Origin of the sequence: Pseudomonas sp. QLc11A (assembly GCF_052112305.1) — a bacterium.
Classification (GTDB): Bacteria; Pseudomonadota; Gammaproteobacteria; order Pseudomonadales; family Pseudomonadaceae; genus Aquipseudomonas; species Aquipseudomonas laurylsulfatiphila.
The window spans coordinates 1-255 of record NZ_JAVAJJ010000092.1; the positions used below are offsets into that span (position 1 = coordinate 1).

1 protein-coding gene is annotated in these 255 nt (G+C 63.9%); it reads right to left on the reverse strand.

Annotated features, from left to right (window positions below; genetic code table 11):
• Positions 1-255, reverse strand: a 255-nt coding sequence (locus Q8X48_RS30045) for a VCBS domain-containing protein (RefSeq protein ID WP_407802690.1), incomplete at both ends; no start/stop codon positions are given.

The following is a 255-nucleotide window of genomic DNA, read 5'->3' on the forward strand; positions in this document are numbered from 1 at the left end:
TGGTTTGGGCGACGAAGGTTGTGGCGCTGTCGACGTCGCTGATGGTCAGGGTACCGGCGGTGGTCAGCGCAGCATTAGTCTCGGTGAGGTTGGCGATGTCGGCGGACAGCACGGCCGCATCATTGGTACCGAGGATATTCACGGTGACCGAAGTGAGGGTGCCGTCGGCACTGCTCACCGCGAAGGTGTCGGTGTAGGTGGTGCCGGCGGAGAACTCGTTGTGGGCGGAGCTGGCGACGTAGGTCCAGGCACCGT